The 13,519-nt window shown below is 52.0% G+C and carries 14 protein-coding genes; 11 read left to right on the plus strand and 3 right to left on the minus strand.

Annotation, left to right across the window (positions count from 1 at the left end):
• From Q0362_RS05590 to Q0362_RS05625, 8 genes are all read left to right on the plus strand, one after another.
• Positions 1 to 759: a YebC/PmpR family DNA-binding transcriptional regulator gene (locus Q0362_RS05590; RefSeq protein ID WP_298120978.1), complete on the plus strand. Its 759-nt coding sequence runs from the start codon at positions 1 to 3 to the stop codon at positions 757 to 759.
• Between the two features lies 1 nt (position 760).
• The gene (gene ruvC / locus Q0362_RS05595) at positions 761 to 1,315 is read left to right on the plus strand and encodes a crossover junction endodeoxyribonuclease RuvC (RefSeq protein WP_298120981.1); all 555 of its coding nucleotides are present in this window, start codon (positions 761 to 763) and stop codon (positions 1,313 to 1,315) included.
• A gap of 19 nt (positions 1,316 to 1,334) precedes the next feature.
• Positions 1,335 to 1,934, plus strand: coding sequence for a Holliday junction branch migration protein RuvA (gene ruvA, locus Q0362_RS05600; RefSeq protein ID WP_298120984.1), 600 nt, complete (start codon positions 1,335 to 1,337; stop codon positions 1,932 to 1,934).
• Positions 1,934 to 2,953, plus strand: coding sequence for a Holliday junction branch migration DNA helicase RuvB (gene ruvB / locus Q0362_RS05605; RefSeq protein WP_298120987.1), 1,020 nt, complete (start codon positions 1,934 to 1,936; stop codon positions 2,951 to 2,953). The genes ruvA and ruvB overlap by 1 nt, the downstream gene beginning before the upstream one ends.
• A 67-nt stretch (positions 2,954 to 3,020) precedes the next feature.
• On the plus strand, positions 3,021 to 3,404 hold the full coding sequence (gene yajC / locus Q0362_RS05610) for a preprotein translocase subunit YajC (RefSeq protein ID WP_298121066.1): 384 nt from the start codon (positions 3,021 to 3,023) through the stop codon (positions 3,402 to 3,404).
• Positions 3,404 to 5,110: a protein translocase subunit SecD gene (secD, locus tag Q0362_RS05615; protein ID WP_298120990.1), complete on the plus strand. Its 1,707-nt coding sequence runs from the start codon at positions 3,404 to 3,406 to the stop codon at positions 5,108 to 5,110. Before yajC ends, secD begins: the two co-directional genes overlap by 1 nt.
• The gene (secF, locus tag Q0362_RS05620; protein ID WP_298120992.1) at positions 5,110 to 6,117 is read left to right on the plus strand and encodes a protein translocase subunit SecF; all 1,008 of its coding nucleotides are present in this window, start codon (positions 5,110 to 5,112) and stop codon (positions 6,115 to 6,117) included. Before secD ends, secF begins: the two co-directional genes overlap by 1 nt.
• Before the next feature lie 42 nt (positions 6,118 to 6,159).
• Positions 6,160 to 8,409, plus strand: a complete 2,250-nt coding sequence (locus Q0362_RS05625; protein ID WP_298120994.1) for a bifunctional (p)ppGpp synthetase/guanosine-3',5'-bis(diphosphate) 3'-pyrophosphohydrolase — start codon at positions 6,160 to 6,162, stop codon at positions 8,407 to 8,409.
• Here the strand turns inward: Q0362_RS05625 and Q0362_RS05630 are convergent.
• From Q0362_RS05630 to Q0362_RS05640, 3 genes are all read right to left on the minus strand, one after another.
• Positions 8,406 to 8,930: a hypothetical protein gene (locus Q0362_RS05630; RefSeq protein WP_298120996.1), complete on the minus strand. Its 525-nt coding sequence runs from the start codon at positions 8,928 to 8,930 to the stop codon at positions 8,406 to 8,408. The genes Q0362_RS05625 and Q0362_RS05630 overlap by 4 nt on opposite strands.
• Before the next feature lie 61 nt (positions 8,931 to 8,991).
• Positions 8,992 to 10,212: a DUF349 domain-containing protein gene (locus tag Q0362_RS05635; RefSeq protein ID WP_298120999.1), complete on the minus strand. Its 1,221-nt coding sequence runs from the start codon at positions 10,210 to 10,212 to the stop codon at positions 8,992 to 8,994.
• 72 nt (positions 10,213 to 10,284) lie between these two features.
• Positions 10,285 to 11,079, minus strand: a complete 795-nt coding sequence (locus Q0362_RS05640) for a peptidylprolyl isomerase (protein ID WP_298121002.1) — start codon at positions 11,077 to 11,079, stop codon at positions 10,285 to 10,287.
• On the opposite strand from Q0362_RS05640, the gene Q0362_RS05645 reads away from it, so the two are divergent.
• The 3 genes from Q0362_RS05645 (at position 11,078) to Q0362_RS05655 (ending at position 13,517) form a co-directional block, all read left to right on the plus strand.
• Complete coding sequence (locus Q0362_RS05645; RefSeq protein ID WP_298121005.1) at positions 11,078 to 12,412, plus strand: replication-associated recombination protein A; 1,335 nt, start codon at positions 11,078 to 11,080, stop codon at positions 12,410 to 12,412. The two genes, Q0362_RS05640 and Q0362_RS05645, sit on opposite strands and share 2 nt — an antisense overlap.
• A gap of 170 nt (positions 12,413 to 12,582) precedes the next feature.
• On the plus strand, positions 12,583 to 13,212 hold the full coding sequence (rpsD, locus tag Q0362_RS05650) for a 30S ribosomal protein S4 (protein ID WP_096381021.1): 630 nt from the start codon (positions 12,583 to 12,585) through the stop codon (positions 13,210 to 13,212).
• A gap of 116 nt (positions 13,213 to 13,328) precedes the next feature.
• A complete protein-coding gene (locus Q0362_RS05655) occupies positions 13,329 to 13,517 on the plus strand; it encodes a hypothetical protein (RefSeq protein WP_298121017.1) in 189 nt (62 codons plus the stop codon).
• Positions 13,518 to 13,519 lie beyond the last annotated feature (2 nt).

Genomic DNA, 13,519 nt, shown 5'->3' on the forward strand with positions numbered 1-13,519 from the left:
ATGTCTGGACATTCCAAATGGGCAACCACCAAGCACAAGAAGGCGATCATTGACTCTCGCCGTGCGAAGTCTTTTGCCAAACTGATTAAGAACATTGAAGTTGCGGCCAAGCTCGGTGGTGCTGATCTTTCGGGTAACCCCACCTTGGTGGATGCAATCCAGAAGGCTAAGAAGACCAGCGTTCCTAACGACAACATCGACCGCGCCGTCAAGCGTGGTGCTGGCCTGTCCGGTGAAACCGTCGAGTACACCACCATCATGTACGAAGGTTACGGACCCAACGGTGTAGCTCTGTTGATCGAATGTTTGACCGACAACAAGAACCGTGCAGCTGCAGAGGTTCGTACCGCGATGAGCCGCAACGGTGGAAACATGGCAGACCCAGGTTCTGTTGCCTATAACTTCAGTCGTAAGGGTGTCATCCGTGTTTCTGCACAAACAGGAATCGATGAAGACTCGATTTTGGCTGCTGTTCTCGACGCAGGTGCCGAAGATGTTGAAACACACAACGGTTCTTTCGAAATCACCTCAGAGCCACAGGACCTCGTCAAGGTTCGTGAAGCTTTGCAGGCTGCGGGTATCGACTACGACTCCGCTGATGCTGAGTTTGTACCCAACCTCGAAGTCGAAGTTGATGCTGACACTGCTCGAAAAGTTTTCAAACTGATTGATGCACTTGAAGACTCTGATGACGTACAGAACGTTTTCAGCAACTTCGACTTGAGCGAATCAGTTCTCGCTGAGCTCGAGCAGGACTAACTTGCGCATTCTCGGAGTTGATCCGGGTCTCACTCGTTGTGGTGTGGGCATCATTGATGCCAATCCTGATCGTTCTGTCTCTTTGGTCACGGTAACTGTGCTCAAGACGGATAAAGATCTTGAACTGCCTCAGAGGCTGTTGCAGTTGCGTTCCGAACTCGCTTTGTTGATTGAGGAGTTCAAACCAGAGCGCATCGCTGTTGAGCGAGTGTTTGCTCAGCACAATCTTCGAACTGTAATGGGAACTGCCCAGGCAAGTGCGGTTGCATTTGTTGAAGCTGCTGAGCGTGGCATTCCAGTGGATATGCACACTCCTAGCGAAGTGAAAGCATCAGTCACGGGAACAGGTCGAGCCAATAAAGTTCAGGTCGCCACCATGGTTGGGCGATTGTTGACATTGCCTGAAGGCAAGCTGCTACCTGACGCTACGGATGCACTCGCGCTTGCTATCTGCAATGCCTGGCGTGGGGGAGCAGGAACAGCTCCGAAGGGAACATTGACGCCTGCCCAGCAGCGTTGGCGCGATGCGGAGCGTCAGGCGAAGAAACGCGGCTAAGACCACTTAAGCTGGGCAGGTGATTGCCTCCCTGCGTGGCACCGTTCTTTCGGTGCGAGAGAACACCTGCATTGTTGATGTGCATGGTGTTGGTTATGCAGTGAACGTCACACCCTCACACAAGCTTTCATTGCGTATCGGAAATGAACACACTTTCCTCACCTCACTGATTGTCCGTGAGGATTCAATGACGCTCTTTGGTTTTGAAAACCCAGAAAGTCTTGAGCTTTTTGAGCTGCTTCTTTCTGTCTCAGGTGTTGGTCCTCGATCAGCTTTGGCCGTCCTTGCTGAGCTTTCCCCGGCAGATATTTTGACTGCGGTAGTTAACGAAGACGACACAGCGTTCAAGAAGGTTTCTGGCGTTGGTCCAAAGACGGCCAAGCTCATTATTGTTCAGCTCGCAGGAAAGCTCACTGCGCTTTCTCACACCGACGCCGTTGCCTCTGCAATTCCAGCAAGTTCAGCGATCACATTGAGTGTTGTTCAAGCACTGGTGGGTCTGGGCTGGAACGAGAAAACAGCGCGCGACGCTGTCGATTCGCTTGATACATCCGCCCCTACTGCAACGACAGCATCAGTTCTCAAAGACGCTTTAGCTGCCTTGGCAAGGAATAGCTAATGTCGGACAGCGACATCACCTCAGTTGAGCCACTCGACGATGCTGAGCTCGATTTCGAAGGGGCACTCCGACCTGCATCATTAGGAGAATTCGTCGGTCAGCGCCGCGTAGTTGGTCAGCTTGATCTCCTACTCAAGGCAGCAGAGATGGATGGACGCACTCCAGATCACATCTTGTTGGCAGGCCCTCCAGGTCTTGGAAAGACCACGTTGGCCATGATTGTGGCTCATGAAACTGGTCGAGCCCTGCGCATGTCCAGTGGCCCTGCTATTTCTCACGCTGGTGATTTGGCGGCGCTTCTGTCGTCTTTGGTCCCCGGTGAAGTGTTATTCATCGACGAAATCCACCGCATGGCTCGCTCGGCGGAGGAGATGCTCTATCTGGCGATGGAAGATTTCCGGATTGACATCATGGTGGGCAAGGGTGTCGGTGCTTCAAGCATTCCGCTTGAATTGCCTCCGTTTACCTTGGTTGGTGCCACAACTCGAACTGGCTTACTTGCAAACCCTTTGCGTGACCGTTTTGGTTTCACCGGCCATCTGGAATTTTATGAAACCGAAGAGCTGCTTCGAGTGCTCACGCGTTCAGCTGCACTTCTCGGGCTAGAGATTCCACAGCCCGCGCTTGCAGAAATTGCTGGACGAAGCCGAGGAACGCCTCGAATTGCAAACCGTTTGTTGCGTCGCGTCCGTGACTACATGACTGTTCACTCCTCAGAAACCGCTATTGATGCAGTGAATAACGCCCTGGCTTTGTATGACGTAGACCCCCGTGGGCTTGATCGTCTTGATAGGTCTGTTCTTGAAGTGTTGATCAACAGGTTTGCTGGGGGACCGGTGGGGGTTTCCTCACTCGCCGTCTCGATTGGTGAAGATGCTGAAACGATCGAAGCCGTTGTAGAACCTTTCTTGATCCGTGAAGGTCTCGTTGTTCGCACCCCTCGTGGGCGCGTAGCTACGGCAGCGGGTTGGCAACACCTGGGTCTCACCCCACCTGCCAATGACCCCACTCTTCTGTGACCTATACTCAATTAGCGGTGATATTTCACCAAACTTCAGCAATAACTAAGGACTTCTCGTGGATGCAATGACACTCTTCATGATGGCTGTTCTCGCCGTCTTGGTCTTCTTTATGTTCCGTAATGGACAGAAGCGTAAAAAGGCAGCTGCAGAACTGCAGAACCAAGTAGTTGTCGGCGCACACGTCATGACCACTTTTGGTGTCTACGGCACTATCAAGTCCATCGACGAAGTAGAAAACATTGTTGTTCTGGAGACCTCACCCAAGAACACTCTCAAGCTTCACCGTCAGGCAATCGCCCGTGTTGTTGAGTCTGCTGCTGTTACTCCTTCTGCAGGAGAAGCAATCGGTGCTGATCTGACTAACTTGGCTCTCAACCCTGAAGCTGAAGCCGGCAAGCTTGAAATCGACCCTCAGTTCGGTGAGCGTAAGCCTAAAAACTCGAAGTAATGGCTAAATCTCAGTCGTCGCGCAAAGCGCTGCGCTCTTTGACGTGGCTTCTTGTCCTCGTTGCGGGCCTTTTTGGAATTAACGCTGCAGGTGTCCTGTGGGGTGGCGGTTCGTGGACTCCTAAGCTCGCGCTTGACCTCGAGGGTGGAACTCAGATTGTTCTCTCGCCTCAGCTTGAAAGCGGACAAACGGTCACGACCGAACAGATGGCTCAAGCCGTCTCTATCATTCGTCAGCGTATTGACGCTGCTGGTGTCTCTGAAGCAGAAATCAACACTCAGGGCAACAACAACATTGTGGTGTCCATCCCAGGAACACCAGACGATGCAACGCTTGCTCGTATTGAAGCATCAGCAAAACTAGATTTCCGCGCTGTTCTTGAAGCTGGTGCACCAACTTCAACTTCGGTTGGGGCAGATGGTGTGGCGACTCCTGTACCTGTAGGAACGGTAGACCCTAGCCTCTCGAGTGTTCCTGCCGTCTCGCCTTCTAACGGTAGTGACCTCAACTGGGTCACCCCTGCGTTGCAGGCTCAGTATGAACAGTTTGACTGTGCATCTGAGAATGCTCAGGTAGCAAATACTGCTCCGGAAGATCAGCCGCTGATTACGTGTGACTTCACAAACACAGTGAAGTACATTCTCGGCCCTGTTGAAGTTTCTGGTGCCGATATTTCCAATGCCGGAGCAAGTATGGTCACCACCTCAACTGGTGCCACCACCGGTCAATGGGCAGTTGACCTCGCTTTCAACGGCAAGGGAACGAAAGACTTTGGTGATGTAACCACTCGACTCAATGGTCTGACGGGATCTCAGAACCAGTTCGCCATTGTTCTCGATGGCCGTGTGCTGACAGCTCCTTCCACGAACGCTGCCATCACGAACGGTAGTGCGCAGATCACCGGTGGCTTCACTCAGACCAGTGCAAAGACTCTGGCAGATCAGCTCAAGTACGGTGCTCTTCCCATTGGTTTCCAGGTGCAGTCCTCAGACACCATCTCGGCAACCCTGGGTTCGACTCAACTGATGAGCGGTCTCCTCGCAGGAGCAATTGGTCTCATCTTGGTCGTTCTTTACTCGCTGTTCCAATACCGAACCCTTGGTTTGGTCACCGTTGCTTCACTTATTGTCGCGGCAATTCTGACCTACCTGGTTGTGACAATCCTGTCTTGGCGTGAGGGCTATCGCTTGTCTCTTGCCGGTGTCGCCGGTTTGATTGTGGCCATCGGTATCACGGCAGACTCGTTCATCGTTTACTTCGAACGTATTCGTGACGAACTCCGTGATGGACGTGGCCTTGAGTCCGCAGTCGAATCAGCGTGGAAGCGTGCAATTCGAACCATTATCGCCAGTGACGCTGTGAACTTCCTTGCTGCAATTGTGCTTTTCATCCTCGCCGTTGGAAACGTTCGAGGCTTTGCATTGACACTGGGTCTGACCACTGTTGTTGACCTCTTTGTCGTGTCACTGTTTACTCACCCTGTTCTCCAGCTATTGGCTAAGACAAACTACTTCGCCAGTGGTCACAAGCTTTCTGGGCTTGACCCGCAGGCTTTGGGCGCTACCTACCGTGGCCGCGCTCAGTTCGCGCCTTCGACCTCGGTTTCTTCCGGAAAGCTCGCAAAGTCTTCTAAGGAAGCTGTGAAGCGTCAAACCATTGCGGAACGAAAAGCTCAACAATCCTCCGGTGAGAAGGGTGAGAACTAATGGCAAGTTTTTCTCAGTTCGGTAATGACCTTTACACCGGCGCTCGTTCAATCAACATTGTTGGCCGCCGTAAACTCTGGTATTCAATTTCAGCAATCCTGATTTTGATCAGCATTGTGGGTCCAATTCTTCGTGGCGGGTTCAACTTTGGAATTGAGTTCACCGGCGGTAGCGAATTCGTTGTGTCGAATGTCTCTGATACTTCACAGGCATTGGCAACAGACGCTGTTCAAGCTGTTGATCCCAACATGGTTCCCAAGGTTTCACGCCTCGGTGATTCCAGCGTTCGAGTACAGACTGAACAACTAACTGACGCTGAAACTCGTGAAATCCGTAATGGCCTAGCCGGCGCTTATTCAGTTCCTGTTGAAAACGTCACCAGCTCGTTTATTGGTGCCAGCTGGGGTCAGGACATCACTGCTCAGGCTATTCGCGGTCTTCTTGTCTTCCTTGTACTAGCTGCGTTAGTTATGGCCATTTACTTCCGCACCTGGAAGATGTCTCTCGTTGCCATCATCGCTTTGCTGCACGACTTGGTCATCACCGCGGGAATCTACGGAATCTCTGGCTTTGAGGTGACTCCTGGGGCCGTGATTGGTTTGCTCACCATTCTTGGTTACTCGCTTTATGACACCGTGGTTGTCTTCGACAAGATTCGTGAGAACACTCGAGGAACCACTCGTGAAGCTGGATATACCTTCGCTCAACAGGTGAACTTGGCTGTGAACCAAACCTTGGTTCGCTCAATCAATACCTCTGTTGTTGCGGCTCTCCCCGTGGCTTCCATCCTCTTCATCGGTGCTTTTGTGCTTGGAGCGGGAACTCTGCGAGACATTTCTTTGGCTCTGCTCATCGGAATCATCGTGGGTACCTACTCCACGATCTTCCTGGCAACGCCTCTCTACGCTCAGATTCGCTCCAGTGAGCCTGAGATCCGTAAGAGCGATAAGAAGGTTCTTGCAGCACAGGGTAAGGCTGACGCGGCTTCTGAGCCTGTTTCTGCCTAAGTGCAGATAACCCCGTCATAATGGAAACCTCAAGGAGGCGACATGGTTGATACAACGGGTTCAACATCACTGCGTCGCCTTGTGCCACGAATCTTTAGTCGTGCGCAACCTGCAGATGGTTTTGAAAAACTTCTCAAAACAGTTCGGCAGCATCATCCTCGAGCTGATCTTCTTCAACTTGAAGAGGCACATGATGTTGCCCGCAAGGCACATGAAGGCCAGAAGAGACGCTCAGGTGAGCCCTACATCACTCACCCCATCGCAGTGGCACAAATCCTGGCGGAGCTCGGCATCGGACCCAAAACAATCATTGCCGCCCTGCTTCATGACACTGTAGAAGACACCGAATACACGCTTGAACAGTGTCGTGCTCAGTTTGGCGCCGAAGTGGCCATGTTGGTCGACGGGGTCACCAAGCTTGACAAAGTGAAGTACGGCGACAGTGCACAGGCTGAAACCGTCCGCAAAATGATTGTCGCAATGTCGAAAGACATTCGTGTTCTAGTCATCAAGCTTGCAGATCGCCTTCACAACGCCCGCACCTGGGGCTTTATGCCTGTTGAATCTGCACAGCGCAAGGCTCGCGAAACACTCGAGATCTATACTCCGCTTGCTCATCGTTTAGGTATCCAGACGCTGAAGTGGGAACTGGAAGATCTCTCGTTTGCTGTTTTGCATCCCAAGATTTATCAAGAGATTGAAAACCTCGTCACTCAGCGCACCCCTCAGCGCGAATCGTTTGTTCAGTCCGTCATCAAGGACGTGGAGAACGACCTTAAAGCAGCTCGTATTCGTGGTGAGGTCAAGGGGCGCCCCAAGCAGTTCTATTCGATTTATCAAAAGATGGTTCTTCGCGGACGAGAGTTTGATGAAATTTATGACTTAGTTGGTATCCGAGTCATTGTGAACAGTGTTCGTGATTGCTATGGCATCCTCGGCTCAATTCACGCACGTTGGAACCCTATTCCTGGTCGTTTCAAGGACTACATCGCCACCCCTAAGTTCAACCTGTATCAATCTCTTCACACCACGGTGATGGGGCCGTCCGGGCGTCCGGTTGAAATTCAGATCCGCACCCCTGAAATGCATCACCGTGCAGAATTCGGTGTTGCTGCGCACTGGATGTACAAAGACCGAATGAACAGCGGTAAGAGTGATGACACGTTGGCTGTTCAAGATACCGACATGGCGTGGCTTGCTCACATCTCTGACTGGCAGGCAGAAACAGAAGACCCAGGAGAGTTCCTTGACTCTCTACGCTTTGAAATTGGCGCCAAGGAGGTTTATGTCTTCACGCCTAAGGGGCGAGTAATCGGACTGCCTTCAGGTGCTACTCCCATTGACTTTGCCTATGCTGTTCACACCGAAATCGGTCACCGGACCATGGGGGCAAAGGTCAATGGTCGCCTTGTTCCCCTTGAAAGCAAGCTTTCCAGCGGAGACGTCATTGAGGTTCTTACTTCGAAGAACCCAGATGCTGGCCCCAGCCAAGACTGGTTGAACTTCGTCCAAAGCACACGAACCCGCAACAAGATCAAGCAGTGGTTTACCAAAGAACGCCGCGATGAAGCCATCGAGCAAGGCAAAGACGCCATTGCTCGGGCAATGCGTAAACAAAACCTTCCCCTGCAGAAACTCATGACTCAGGACTCCTTAGCTGAGGTTGCAAGCAACCTTCGCTATGAAGATGTGTCCATGCTCTATGCAGCAGTGGGTGAAGGACATGTTTCTACGCAGAGTGTGATTGAGAAGATTCTCGCCAGCATCCATGAAGATGGAGACACCGAAGAGGTCGAGTTCGTCTTACCTTCGCGAGGACCTTCAAAACCACTTTTGCACAGTGACTCAGGTGTTCTTGTTCGTGGTGCGCCGGATATCTTGGTGAAGTTAGCCAAGTGCTGCACACCAGTACCTGGTGATGCCATTTCAGGCTTCGTCACTCGAGGTCAGGGTGTTTCTGTTCACCAAACAAGTTGCCACAATGTGTCGAACATGCTCAATGAGCCTGAGCGCATGATTGAGGTTGAATGGTCACCTTCGTCAAAGAGCGTCTTCTTGGTTCAGATTCAAATTGAAGCACTGGATCGCTCCGGACTGCTTTCTGACGTGACACGTGTTCTGTCAGAACACCACGTCAATATTTTGTCTGCGACGGTCAGCACAACCCAGGATCGCTTAGCTCTCAGCAGATTCGTTTTTGAGATGAGCGAAGTAACACATCTTGATCGGGTACTCAATGCCGTTCGCCGTATTGATGCGGTCTATGACGTTTATCGCGTCTCTGAGGGCTAGTTCATTAACTTCTCTAACCGTGCCAGCGCCCTGCGCTTGTGAGGAATAGACGCCATATTCTGGATAGTTCTTTCAACCAGTGCGTGTGAAAGATCAAACCTCTGCATCAATAATCGAAGTGAATCGCTTATCAACGTCGATTCATGAGCGTCAGCTTTCAACACGTCAGTCAACGTCCTCAGGGGAGTAGTCACCCCATGATTGCCGGTGAGCCAGATGTCTGAAGCTGAGAGAGTTCTTTCTTCAATTCGTAACTGAGGATTATTGGGCTCACGAATTCGTTTCCCTTTCAACGTCGATGCTGAATGGATTGGGGGCTCTGGCACTACTTGATGCGCCCAGAGAGCAGAATTCACGGTGAGAACCACAGGATGTCTTTCTCGACCAAGAACTAATGAACTCCTCGAACGCCAATCATCAACCTCGTCCCACAACAGCAGCTTGTTGTTGATTTCTCCATCAAGGCGAAGAGCAGAGAGCTCAGCCAGTGAGTAATAGTCCTGAAATGAAAAGTGGCCCATCCGCACATAATGCGTGATGGGCCACTCATAAAGTGATTACTCACTTCAAAATGTGGACAACTTACTTCAGAACAGCAAGCCATTCCTTCTGCGTTGCAATTGCTTCTTCAAGTTCTTTTGTCTTTTTGGTGTCCTTGGCTGCTTTGGCAGTGGCAAGTTCAGTTTCGAGCTTCTCAATCTTCTCTTCAAGTTGACCAGCAAGACCCTCTGAACGTGCCTGCTTTTCTGGGTTAGAGGCATTCCAGTGGTTGTCTTCTAGCTTGCGAACAGCTTGTTCAACCTTGCGCATGCGTTCTTCGGTGGGCTTGAGCTGTGCACGTGGAACTTTGCCAGCAGCGTCCCACTTCTTTTGAAGAGCGTTGAGCTTGTTGCGAGCGTCAACTCGATCTGTTGCTTCCAGAAGTGCTTCAGCTTCTAAGAGGATTGCAAGCTTCACTTCCAGGTTTCCTGCGAAGGAAGCGTCCTCAACTTCATCCTGTTCCTTCTTGGCAGCGTAGAGAGCATCTCCAGCTGCTTTGAAGCGGGTCCAGAGTGCATCATCAATCTTTTTACCTGCACGAGGGGCAAGCTTCCACTGATCTAGCAACCCGCGATACGCGGCTACTCCGTTGGAACCCTGCGAAAGGAGGGCCTCTGCCTTGGCAATGAGTTCTTCCTTTGCAGACTTGGCACCCTTGTTTTTTGAATCCAATTCAGCAAAGAATGCACGGCGGTGCTGATCGAGTTTCTGGCGCGCATCACGGAACCGCTTCCACAGTTCGTTCGACTCAGTCTTTGACAGACGTGGTCCACTCTTCTGAGCTGCCTGCCACGCTGCGAACAATTCATCTACTTTTGCCGTGGTTGTTTTCCACTGAATCTTTGCAGGGTCGGTCGAAGCAAGAGCCTCAATTTGTTCAACGATTGCTACACGTGCAAGACGAGATGCCTCAACTGCGGCAGCATTCTTCTCTTTCTCAGCTTCACTGAGTTCACTGAGAGAGGCGACGAGCTTGTCGAGGCGTTCCTGCAGAGCCGCGTAGTTACCAATCCCGTTGCGAGCTTCAATCTGCTCTGCAATCTTCTTGGAGCTTTCGCTGATCTCGGAAGCTGGTGCTCCACGCTTGGCACGCTGTTCGAGAAGAACAAGCGCCGAATTGGTGTCGTTGAACTTGCGTTCAAAGAAAGCAAGAGCTTCTTCGGGAGTGACGTCGGCATACTGACCGATCAGACGCTCGCCATCAGCTTCGACGACATACACATGGCCGGCTTCGTCGACACGCGCCGTTGTCTTTTCAGACATAACAATCCACCTCGTTGGGATAGGGAACAACCAGCCTCAAGCCTAGAGCAAGGCATCCTTCACTGGGGACTGTTACTTAACGCTGACTCCGGTCAGCGTGACAGGAACCTTTGGAGCACCATCTGCACCACCATTGGCTGTGCCTTGGCTTGTCACCTGGGCAACGAGTTCTGGTAGCCCACTGGTTATGCGGCCAATGACGGTGTAGCCGCCGGCAGCATCACTGGGGATTGTGCTGTCTTCATAAACCAAAAAGAACTGACTCCCCATTGAGTTGCCATTTCCGCCCTGACGGGCCATCGCAATAGTTCCTGCAGGATAAACGTTGTCTGCGGGAGCATTCTCTACGGGGCCATAAGAATAACCAGGTCCACCGGTTCCATCTCCTACAGGATCACCACACTGGAGGACATAGATTCCTTCAGTGGTGAGGCGGTGGCAGCTAATACCTTCATAGAACCCACTACCGATGAGAGAGATTGTGCTGGCCACAGCTTTGGGGGCCGCTTCGCCGTTGAGTTCAAAAGTAATGGGGACACCCGCAACATCCATTGCTCCGTTCCACACGCGGTATTCGCTGAGTGCAGCATCGGGGGAGCCATCGGCTGAAGCTGAGGGAGTAGAGGTCACTTCGGGGGCAGGTGAGGTGATGGAAAGAACTGCTGACGTAACCCCAATACCAACAGCGAGTGCCGTCACTCCAGAGATAGACCAGATGATGGCTCTATTCCTGGCCTTCTTAGCCTTTTGCGCGCGTTCATGAGCAGCTTTACGATCTGCATAAGACTTGATTCTGTCTCGGTCTTCTTTGGTTACGCGGTTGTCGCTCATCTTCGCCATAGGAAGCAACGCTAATCTAAAGTCCATGGCACAGGGCGATTCGACACTCGGGGGACACACAGCTCCTCTAGCTGTTCGCATGAGACCTCGGAGCCTGGCTGAAGTAGCGGGCCAAGATCAACTCCTCAAGACGGGCTCACCTCTTCAAGTGTTGGCAGCACCAGGATCGCAGAGTGCTGTGTCCGTCATTTTGTGGGGCCCTCCCGGTACGGGTAAAACCTCCTTGGCGCACGCCATTGCGACATCCTCTGATCGTCGATGTGTCGAACTTTCCGCCGTCACAGCTGGGGTGAAAGACGTCCGTACCGTCATGGAGGAGGCTCAATCCCAACGTGACTTATACGGCGTTCGCACATTGCTCTTTCTTGATGAGATTCATCGCTTTAGTAAGGCGCAACAAGATGCCCTGTTACCTGGCGTTGAAAACGGCTGGGTCACACTCATTGCTGCCACGACAGAGAATCCTTCGTTCAGTGTCGTAACTCCTTTACTTTCACGCTCACTCTTGTTACGCCTCGAGCCACTTTCAGATGCCGCATTAGATGCACTGATTCAGCGTGCTCTTGATGAACCATTTGGCCTGGCAGGAAAATTCAGCGTCGATGAACAAGCTCGAGCAGCAATCATCAATTTCGCTTCTGGGGATGCTCGACGGGTGCTGACTTCCTTAGAGGCGGCCTCTGCTATTGCCCAGCAAACCTCAAAGAAGAAAACCGGCATTATTGCGGTGACGGCTGAACATGTTTCTGCAGCAGTGGATTCGGCTCTTCTTCGCTACGACCGCAATGGTGACGAGCATTACGACGTCATTAGTGCCTTTATCAAGTCAATTCGTGGCTCTGATCCTGATGCAGCTGTTCATTATCTTGCACGCATGATTGCAGCGGGGGAGGATCCTCGGTTTATTGCTCGAAGGCTGATCATTTCTGCGTCTGAAGATATTGGTTTAGCTGACCCTCATGCACTCTCCGTGGCAACTGCTGCTGCGGATGCCGTTGCCTTTATTGGCATGCCTGAAGGCCGAATTCCTCTTTCAGAAGCCACCATATATTTAGCTACTGCCCCTAAATCGAACGCTGCCTACAATGCCATCAATGCTGCGTTAGCAGATGTTCAAGCTGGTAAATCTGGTTCTGTTCCTAAGCATCTTCGAGACGCTCATTACGCCGGCGCAAAGAAACTTGGACACGGTAAGGGATATCTGTATCCACATGACTCAGCTCTCGGCGTTGTGGAACAGCAATACCTGCCCGACACCCTGGCATCAACCGAGTACTACAAGCCCACAGACCACGGTTCTGAACGTGACGTCAAAGCGCGTTTGGAGAAACTTCGAGCCATCACAAAGAAGCGTCGATAGCCACACGTCAATAGTGATAAGGTTTTAATGTCTATTTCGACTGTGAAGCGCGGCTGCAACACAGTAACGAAAGAACTGGATGGCCCTGTAGCCGGGCACCATGACAAACCCCTCGATTTTTCGCTCTCTATGAGCGTGTTCATTTTGTTTGTTCAATCGAAAAGGAAATTGTGTCTACTAAGTCACGTACCCGTAGCAAGACCCGTCTGTCGCGTGCCCTCGGCATCGCGCTGACCCCCAAGGCAGCAAAGTACCTGGAAAAGCGTCCCTACGCTCCAGGTGAGCACGGCCGCACCAAGCGCAAGGCTGACTCTGACTACGCAGTTCGTCTGCGTGAGAAGCAGCGTCTACGCGCTCAGTACGGTATTCGCGAAGCTCAGCTGCGCAACGTATTCCAGGAAGCTCGTAAGACCCAGGGTCTGACCGGTGAGAACCTGGTTGAGCTTCTCGAAATGCGTCTCGACGCTCTCGTATTGCGTGCAGGTTTTGCTCGCACCACCGCTCAGGCACGTCAGCTGGTTGTGCACCGTCACATCCTCGTTGACGGTCAGCTGGTTGACCGTCCATCTTTCCGCGTAAAGCCTGGACAGCTCATCCACGTCAAGCCACGCTCCGAGGTTCTTGAGCCACTGCAGGTAGCTGCAGCTGGTGGCCACGCAGAGGTTCTTCCTCCCGTGCCTGCTTACCTCGAGGTTGAGCTCGACAAGCTTCACGCAACCTTGGTGCGTCGCCCCAAGCGTGCAGAAGTTCCCGTCACCTGTGACGTTCAGCTCGTGGTTGAGTACTACGCAGCTCGCTAAATACTTAGCTCAGAAAGGGTGTGGATCTTCGGATCTGCACCCTTTCTTGTTTTAGTGGATGCATATCGCTCCCGTAGACTGGAGTCTCGCATTTGCACCGTTCATCTGGAGAAATCATGAAGCAGCTCTTTTGGCTTACCGTAGGCGTTATCGCCGGCTTCTTTGTCGCGCACAAAGTAAACCAGACAGAAGAGGGCAAGGCATTCTTCGCCAACCTCGACGCCAAGACTCGTGACTTCACTGATGCACTAGTTGAGGGCTACAAAGAGCGTGAGGCAGAGCTGCGTGCAGCTCGTAACAAGTAACT

It is taken from the genome of uncultured Aurantimicrobium sp., from assembly GCF_936931525.1.
In the GTDB taxonomy this organism is placed as follows: domain Bacteria; phylum Actinomycetota; class Actinomycetes; order Actinomycetales; family Microbacteriaceae; genus Aurantimicrobium.

Excerpts from the sequence above, each read along its gene's own strand:
- Q0362_RS05590 (WP_298120978.1), top strand. The coding sequence starts at position 1 with ATGTCTGGACATTCCAAATGGGCAACCACCAAGCACAAGAAGGCGATC.
- ruvB (WP_298120987.1), top strand. The coding sequence starts at position 1,934 with ATGTCGGACAGCGACATCACCTCAGTTGAGCCACTCGACGATGCTGAG.
- yajC (WP_298121066.1), top strand. The coding sequence starts at position 3,021 with ATGACACTCTTCATGATGGCTGTTCTCGCCGTCTTGGTCTTCTTTATG.
- secD (WP_298120990.1), top strand. The coding sequence starts at position 3,404 with ATGGCTAAATCTCAGTCGTCGCGCAAAGCGCTGCGCTCTTTGACGTGG.
- secF (WP_298120992.1), top strand. The coding sequence starts at position 5,110 with ATGGCAAGTTTTTCTCAGTTCGGTAATGACCTTTACACCGGCGCTCGT.
- Q0362_RS05625 (WP_298120994.1), top strand. The coding sequence starts at position 6,160 with ATGGTTGATACAACGGGTTCAACATCACTGCGTCGCCTTGTGCCACGA.
- Q0362_RS05630 (WP_298120996.1), bottom strand. The coding sequence starts at position 8,930 with ATGGGCCACTTTTCATTTCAGGACTATTACTCACTGGCTGAGCTCTCT.
- Q0362_RS05635 (WP_298120999.1), bottom strand. The coding sequence starts at position 10,212 with ATGTCTGAAAAGACAACGGCGCGTGTCGACGAAGCCGGCCATGTGTAT.
- Q0362_RS05645 (WP_298121005.1), top strand. The coding sequence starts at position 11,078 with ATGGCACAGGGCGATTCGACACTCGGGGGACACACAGCTCCTCTAGCT.
- Q0362_RS05640 (WP_298121002.1), bottom strand. The coding sequence starts at position 11,079 with ATGGACTTTAGATTAGCGTTGCTTCCTATGGCGAAGATGAGCGACAAC.
- Q0362_RS05655 (WP_298121017.1), top strand. The coding sequence starts at position 13,329 with ATGAAGCAGCTCTTTTGGCTTACCGTAGGCGTTATCGCCGGCTTCTTT.